The sequence below is a fragment of the Aetokthonos hydrillicola CCALA 1050 genome (assembly GCF_017591665.1).
GTDB lineage: Bacteria > Cyanobacteriota > Cyanobacteriia > Cyanobacteriales > Nostocaceae > Aetokthonos > Aetokthonos hydrillicola.
On sequence record NZ_JAAKGC010000153.1, the window covers coordinates 1 to 7,316 of the forward strand.

A 7,316-nucleotide genomic window follows, 5' to 3' on the forward strand; every position below is an offset into this window, starting at 1 on the left:
TGTTTAGCAGGATGAGGTAGTTTACCGGCTTTCCACCAACGCCAAGCAGTTTTGTAACTTACTCCAATGTGTTCGGCGTACTGTGATAATTTCATATTCTCAATTTAGCCATATTTGTCTATTTATGAGAATACTTGTCTATATTCTTTATAAAAATTTACAATACTCCGGTTATTGCCTAAATACCGCTTTGGGAAGTTCGCTCTGGACTTTGGCAAGAGCCTTCACGAGTGCTTGATTCTGCTCATCAGTACCAACAGTTATGCGTAATTTATCATCAAGTTCTGGCTGTTTAAAGTAACGCAATAAAATTTTCTGTTCCTTGAGTTTTTGGTACAGATACTCAGCATTCCCTTGCGCAGGTTGAACAAGCAAGAAGTTTGTTTGGGAATCCCAAATCCGGAAACCTAATTGAGCTAAGTCTTTTGCTAACTTTATTCTCGATGCTTTCACCTTTGCTACACAAGCATCTTTATAAGCTTGGTCTTTTATTGCAGCCGCTCCAACAGCACAGGCGATCGCATCAATATTATAGCTATCCTTCACTTTATAAAGTCCACTTAGCAGCTTAGGATTTGCCACTGCAAACCCTAAGCGCAATCCAGCCAACGAGTATCCCTTAGAAAGAGTCCGAATAACTATGACATTCTCAAATTCCTTAACTAACACCAGCCCATTCTCTTCAGCAAAATCCACATACGCTTCGTCAATCACGAAAACCCCAGATAAGTTGCTCGCTAATTCTCGTAGTTCATCTGCTGGAACCACATGTCCAGAAGGGCTATTAGGTGAAGCAATAAATGTTACAGAACCATTAGCCGCAATTAATTCCTTTAATGGTAAGCGATAGTCCTTAGTATACGGAACTTCAATAATCTCCGCAGATTGCACCTGTGATAGTGTACGATATAGTACGTAAGTTGGCGTAGGGTAAACCACCTTTCGTCCTGGTTCTACACAAGCTCGAATCACCACGTTTAATATTTCATCACTACCGTTCCCTACAATGATCCAATCAGTTGGAACTTCCAACACTGTGCTAGCTGCTTCACGAAATTCCTGTGCAAATGCATTAGGATACCGTCGCAACCACTCCCCTTTAAAGTTGCGCAATACTTCCATCGCCATAGGAGAGGGAGGATAAGGGTTCTCATTACTGTTAAGTTTAATTATCTCCGTATTATCTTTAGGAAGTTGCTCACTAGGAGCGTAAGCAGCCATTGCGTCAACATTGGGGCGAAAGTAGTTACTCATTGCTTAGCAAAAAGAATTCAGTTTAGGTGTCCTATCTGACTGGTGGATGAATAAAGGGTTTTAAATCCAGAGACAGGATTACTTCTGACTCCTGAATTCTGACTCCTGACTCCTTTTTATTAGTACAATTGTTCTGGTAATTGAGGAGGCAAAGTATTAAACCATTTGCGATAAATTTTTGTATAAGTACCATTAGCAAACAAAGTGGATAGGCTTTTGTTTATTAGATTGAGGTACGGAGAATCTTGAGGTGTGGCAATCCCGTAGTATTCTTCCGTAAGGATATTACCAACAACTTTGATTTTTGGGAGACTATTAATTTTTAAGGCATATAGAGTCGCGAAAGCATCGCAAAAAACAGCATCAACATTCCCATTAAGTAAGTCTTGAAAAAATTCGGGACCAGAATTAAATGTACTAATTTTCGCATTCGGGATAGTTTTTGCAAAATCTGCCCCTGGGGTACCGATTTGGACAGCAATTCTTTTGCCTTGGAGACTGTTTAAATCTTGAATATCGCTATTGTCTTCTCTAACAGCTATCGCAAGCCCAGCTTTCAGATAAGGTCGAGAAAAGGAGATTGTTTTGAGCCGTTTAGGGGTGATTGTCATCCCACTAATTGCTGCATCAATTTTCTTGGCCTGCAACGCTGATATCATACCATCAAAGGGAAGGCTTTGAAACTGAACTGTAAACCCACTGCTATCGGCGATAGCGTTCATCAAGTCAATATCAAACCCTTCCAACTTACCATTAGCCCTTTGGATTTCAAATGGTATAAATGTCGGATCTGTCGCTACTTTGAGATATTTCGTACCTGAATTTGGGATAGTAGTATGCGAATTGTTACAGGCGATAGTCAAAAGGACACAACTTAGGCTAACAATGATTTGACACCATTTCAATTTCACCAATTTCACCTAAAATCTCCAATACATTCTTGCATATTTATGTAGACATGGCTACGAGTTGATCCAGAAGCTGAAGACAAGTGCTATCATCGTACCTCCGCAATGCTACGGTGTACTGTGAGTTCTTATTGACAGTAAGATTTTTATTAATACGTTGTTTGGTAGCACTTATGGAAGGCGAAAAAACTTTAAAAGAGAAGGTTTTTGAAGTTTGCGATTACCTAGAAAGTTTAGGAGAAAAAGTTACACGGGATAAAGTGCGAGAACAAACTGGGGGAAGCGATCGCGAAGTATCACGATGCATAAATGAGTGGAAGGCTAATAAAGAGACTGCAATTACAGTTGCAGGCAGCAGTGAGCTTTCTGAGCAAGAAGAGCAGAAGTCGCCAGTGGGAAGAGGGGATGATTCTGTACCTAATCCTGTACAAGGTAAAGCAGTCTACAGTAATGCTGCTCAGAATGACTTAATGGAGATTACCTTACGTGGAGCAGAAAGAGCAGCGGCATTAATGGCAGGAGAAGAAGCAATGGTCATGCATTTTTTAGAAAATCCTGACAAGCTTCCTCCAGAGCTACTTTCAAAAGTAGAAGCAGTTCGTAAAAGAACTCAGGAAGTGCGTCAAAGGCGTTCTGAACAGTATGACCCGGAGTATTTCGCCCAGCTGGCGATCGCACAGTTTCAGTAAAGTCAGTCTGGGCGAGTTTTAATAGCAGCTGGTCAAACTTTGCGTTAATGCTTTTGGTGACCGCTGTTGTTGCTGCCAATGGTATCTCTATAATATCAGGCGTCACAGCGGTTGCAGGTGCTATGGCTTTCTTACCCAAGCGTAAGAAGATCATCACTGAAAGTAACACTATTAATGAAAATCACACCATCACTGAAAACAACGACAGTACATCATTGACAGAGGAGTTAGAATTAGACGAATTAGAAGAATTAGACGAATTAGAAGAAGTAGAAGAACTACAAGAAATAGAAGAACAGCCTGTTAACCTGCAATCAACAGTACAAACAACTGGCAACCTTCGTTTATATCGAGTCCAGGAACTTAACCGAATTGTAGCTTCGCTTTTAGCGGATAGCTCAATCCTCGTAACTGGTGAAGAAGGTTCTGGTAAAACTGTACTCGCTAATGCTGTAGTAGAGAGGTTACAAAGCGATAACTTTACTGTTGCGGTTGTTGAGCCTGCATCTTTTAAGCAAATGCTTTTAGAGATAGCAGATCAGATTGATATCGACACTCACAACATAGAAGGCAAAGCACTAGCCGCTGATCAATTGAAGAGAGCGATCTCGGCTCACCTTGATGACACCACAGCATTCATTATTGTTGACGATTGTCATAGGTGTACTGCTCAGTTTCGTTTATGGCTGAAACAACTACGAAAGCAGGGAGTACCAATGCTGTTACTTGCTACTAATCCACCACGAACCGATGTATTTCTGAGTATTCCGCGCATTGAACTTGCCCCACTACCAGACTACGCAATTCGAGAGATTATGGAAAATGCTGCACTTGACAGAGGAATCAATCTCAAAAATACAGACTTAGCTAGACTCCAAGAACGCGCTGGTGGAAACCCAATGTTTGCTCAGCGTGCTATTGATGAGGAGTACTTGGGACTTGAGGTTGAAACGGCAGATCACCGTAGATACGTTGATTTGACCCCAATGATTCTCAGTCTTGGTCTTGTATTTATGATCTTCCGTTTCATTGGTTTAGGCACCAACAATCATGCTCTTTATCTTTTGAGTGGAATGGGAGCAATCATCTTTATGGGATTTTCTCGTGTGTTGTATACATTACCAAAAGAAAACACCAGGAGGATACAACAGCGATGATGGGTATTACTCACATGGTTTTTAGTGCTACTGCTACAAGCTTAATATTAGGGACTGCAAATCCTGCTGTTGTAGCAATTGCCGCGAGTGCTGGGTTATTTCCTGATATTGATGTCTCAACTAGTACAGTTGGTCGGATGTTCCCTTGGATTGCTAACTGGTTTGAGAGAAGGTTTCCGCACCGTAGCTGCACTCATAGTTTACTCGCGACCGCAATAGTGGCAGCTGTTACCTATGCCATTGTGTTTGTTTTTAGAGGAAGGTTTTTGCAAGTGGCACATGCAATTACCATGGGATACTTTTTCGGGTGGTTTGCAGATGTTTTCACTAAATCAGGAGTGGAAATGTTATGGCCAGCGCCAGAACGGTACGTCTGTCCGTCAAATCGTAACTTTCGGATAAAGACTGGCAGTCGAGTCGAAACAGGGATACTAGTAGTACTTGTTATACTCGCCGTTTTCATTTTTAATATGAACGCCAGTGGCGGACTTTTAACACATTTTAATCGTTTGATGGCCACTCCCTCTGGTGTTGAAGTAGTTTATAATCGCTCAGGTTCAAATCACTTAATCACAGCTCATATCAAAGGAGTGAGAGCAAAGGATCGATCTTCAGTTGCAGGCGATTTCATAATTATTGAAGCTCGCGGACATGGCTTTATTGTTCAATCTCCTGACAAGCGTCTTTACAAAGCTGGAACAGATCCATCTGCTCAAATTATTACTGAGCATATTACAGCAGATGTCAGTAGACCAGCCATTACCAATATTGAACCTTTAACGTTGGATGATGACCATCTCATTAGCGCACTTGAAACCTATAACCGTCCAGGCGCAATGGTATTTGTAAGCGGACAAATCTCTATTGATGATCCAGACGGTGTGAAATACACGCCAGACCCTTACCAATTTCCCTATATCACAGTGTCAGGTTCATCTCTGAACCTTGAAACTGCCCCACTTTCTACAGTGTTGACCTATTTTGGTGATCAGTACTGTAGTGGACAATTACAAATAAGGATTATTAATGAAACCACTACCAACCCCAGTCATTAAACCTAGTCAAGCCAAAAACACCGGCGCTGCTTCCCAAAAAACTCAACCAACAGGTGGAGTTCTTCTGGGAGAGAACGTTTTCTGGAATCCCGCTAAGCTTCCTAATGGTCACGTTGTTCTAATTGGAGCATCCGGTTCAGGAAAAACGCAGACTTTAAAAGCGATCGCTTACGAGTTGCCAAAGGTGTTTTCAACACTTCGCGTTATTACGGTCGATTTTCATGGTGATTTAGAGTTACCAAACGAAATTTGCTACCCGCTTAATATGGAATCACCCTATGGAATCAATCTTTTAACCATTGATATAGATACAAAAGGTGGTGGTCCTAACTTACAAGCAATAGCAGTTGCGGCAATTTTGAAAAAAGCTTTACAACTAGGTGCGAACCAAGAAGGAGCTATCATCGACCTTTTAATCAACTGCTATAACATGCGTGGTATCCGACAGGATGATGTGGCTACCTGGACACGCACACCTCCTACATTTGCTGACCTACGTAACGAGATTGAAAGTAGAGTTGAAGATGGTTGTAAGGAATCAGCCAAGCTACAGTTAAAGCTAGCGGCAACATTCCAGTATGGGATTTTTGACAAAACTCAACCAGATCTAAGTCATCAAGTTATTCGTTTTGATTTGTCAGCATTGGGAAAAGTCCCAGGGTTGAGTGCGATCGCAGCAGAAGCATTAGCAAAGCAATTGATGGACTCTCACCGTCTTCAAGGAGAAGTCGAAGGCAAAATACCACGTACCTATCTATTTGTGGATGAAGCAAAAGAGATCAAGAATTCTCATAGTATAAAATTAATCTTAGCAGATGGTAGAAAATACGGTATGAATGCAGTGTTAGCATCTCAACGAGATGCTGAAATCTCCGACGAAGTTATTGCTAACTCTTCTAGCAAAATTGTTTTACCAGTGGATCAGTCAGAAGTGAAACGAGTTGCTAAACGCTTCCGTTTCGCTGAAAATGTAGTGGCTCAACTGCGACCTTTACAAGCTTTAGTCCGAATGGGATCAGAGGGACAGCTCTGCAAGATTAAACCTTACTATGAAAGAGTTTCTGACTAGCTCGGCAATAGTGGCAGCACTCGCCCTCGTCCTATTTAGACCGGCTGTGATGCAGAAACTCATGGGACAAGTCTCTACTGTCCCATCAACACAACCAACACAGCCAGCGATTACTCAAACACAGCCTCCTAAAAGGCTCAGTCCTATAGATCGCCCACTTCGGCTGTCAGTGACAGTCGATGATCCGTCGTTTCTGCAAGTTAAAGAAGGTGATATCGTTAAAGAAGGTGACGTTATTGTAGATAATAAGTTAGAGCGTAATAGACTTATAAAACAGCGTCAGTCTATTGAATTGCATATAGAAAATTTAAAAGCTAAGATTATTCATCTGCCATTTGAACCTAAAGAACCTCTACCAGGTAAACCACTTCCTCCACCAATTTTTGCAGAAGAAGAGGCAGCGATCGCTCAAGCACACATGAAATTAACCCAGGCACAATCGGTTTTAAATGCTCGAACAGAACTGCTAAAAACTGACAACCCAGAGAGAAGAGCTGAAATGGAAAAGGCTGAAGAAGCCCAGCAGAATTCTCAAGAAAAAGTCGAAGAACAAGAACAATTAATTCTAAATATGAAGGAGATGAAATTACAAACTCAGATCCTTCAGCATGAACAAGCAAAACTTAAGCAGTTACAATCTAACGAGCAGCAAGCCAAATCTGAACTGGAACGAGCAAAAGCTAAGCTAGAGGCTTCAGCCATTGAGCAACAGCAACAACTACAACAACTACAAATGGCAGTTAAAATGGCAGAGTCTGAGCTTATTGTGGCAAAGTCTAAGCTAGCAACCGCCAAGTCTCGTCGTCAACTTCTAGAGTATGATGCAAGTATCGAGCAAACTAAGCGAAGTCAGGCTGAGAACCAAACCCAGCAAGAGTTCAGTCGACAGATGCAGCAGTATGAGCAGGCTGTGCGTGAACATGATTATCAATTAGCACAACTAAAAATTTCGCTCTCAGCAATTGATGACAAAATTAGTCAAATCTCTGTACTCAGAAGTCCTAAAACTGGTTATATTAGAAGAGTCAAGCCTTGGGTTGGTAACAACGGGAAATATACTACTAAGATTACTATTAGTTCTATCCGTATTCCTGAGTCTGAAACTCCAGCTAATCCAGCTGATCAGGCAGTTCCTTCTCCACAAACCGCAGGCGAGGATACTGGTAAGCAATAATAGAGACTAC

General features: G+C 41.6%; 7 protein-coding genes. 5 read left to right on the forward strand and 2 right to left on the reverse strand.

What is annotated here, in order from left to right:
- Positions 1-171: 171 nt before the first annotated feature.
- Both hisC and G4P69_RS33795 read right to left on the reverse strand, forming a co-directional pair.
- On the reverse strand, positions 172-1,254 hold the full coding sequence (gene hisC / locus G4P69_RS33790) for a histidinol-phosphate transaminase (RefSeq protein WP_208354216.1): 1,083 nt from the start codon (positions 1,252-1,254) through the stop codon (positions 172-174).
- 119 nt (positions 1,255-1,373) lie between these two features.
- Entirely contained in the window at positions 1,374-2,174 is an 801-nt protein-coding gene (locus G4P69_RS33795; protein ID WP_208354219.1) for a basic amino acid ABC transporter substrate-binding protein, read from the reverse strand.
- Positions 2,175-2,335: 161 nt separating this feature from the next.
- Here G4P69_RS33795 and G4P69_RS33800 point away from each other — a divergent pair, with 161 nt between their 5' ends.
- Genes G4P69_RS33800 through G4P69_RS33820 form a run of 5 tightly spaced genes read left to right on the forward strand, consistent with a single transcriptional unit; the run spans position 2,336 to position 7,306 of the window.
- Positions 2,336-2,851: a DNA-binding protein gene (locus tag G4P69_RS33800; protein ID WP_208345993.1), complete on the forward strand. Its 516-nt coding sequence runs from the start codon at positions 2,336-2,338 to the stop codon at positions 2,849-2,851.
- Positions 2,852-2,898: 47 nt separating this feature from the next.
- Positions 2,899-4,008 (forward strand): ATP-binding protein, encoded by a 1,110-nt coding sequence (locus G4P69_RS33805; protein ID WP_243903128.1) that lies wholly within the window; start codon positions 2,899-2,901, stop codon positions 4,006-4,008.
- Positions 4,005-5,063: a metal-dependent hydrolase gene (locus G4P69_RS33810; RefSeq protein ID WP_208354221.1), complete on the forward strand. Its 1,059-nt coding sequence runs from the start codon at positions 4,005-4,007 to the stop codon at positions 5,061-5,063. The genes G4P69_RS33805 and G4P69_RS33810 overlap by 4 nt, the downstream gene beginning before the upstream one ends.
- Complete coding sequence (locus G4P69_RS33815) at positions 5,035-6,132, forward strand: ATP-binding protein (protein WP_208354223.1); 1,098 nt, start codon at positions 5,035-5,037, stop codon at positions 6,130-6,132. Before G4P69_RS33810 ends, G4P69_RS33815 begins: the two co-directional genes overlap by 29 nt.
- The gene (locus G4P69_RS33820) at positions 6,113-7,306 is read left to right on the forward strand and encodes a hypothetical protein (RefSeq protein WP_208354225.1); all 1,194 of its coding nucleotides are present in this window, start codon (positions 6,113-6,115) and stop codon (positions 7,304-7,306) included. The genes G4P69_RS33815 and G4P69_RS33820 overlap by 20 nt, the downstream gene beginning before the upstream one ends.
- The last annotated feature ends 10 nt before the right edge of the window (positions 7,307-7,316 follow it).

Excerpts from the sequence above, each read along its gene's own strand:
- hisC (WP_208354216.1), bottom strand. The coding sequence starts at position 1,254 with ATGAGTAACTACTTTCGCCCCAATGTTGACGCAATGGCTGCTTACGCT.
- G4P69_RS33800 (WP_208345993.1), top strand. The coding sequence starts at position 2,336 with ATGGAAGGCGAAAAAACTTTAAAAGAGAAGGTTTTTGAAGTTTGCGAT.
- G4P69_RS33805 (WP_243903128.1), top strand. The coding sequence starts at position 2,899 with ATGCTTTTGGTGACCGCTGTTGTTGCTGCCAATGGTATCTCTATAATA.
- G4P69_RS33810 (WP_208354221.1), top strand. The coding sequence starts at position 4,005 with ATGATGGGTATTACTCACATGGTTTTTAGTGCTACTGCTACAAGCTTA.
- G4P69_RS33815 (WP_208354223.1), top strand. The coding sequence starts at position 5,035 with ATGAAACCACTACCAACCCCAGTCATTAAACCTAGTCAAGCCAAAAAC.
- G4P69_RS33820 (WP_208354225.1), top strand. The coding sequence starts at position 6,113 with ATGAAAGAGTTTCTGACTAGCTCGGCAATAGTGGCAGCACTCGCCCTC.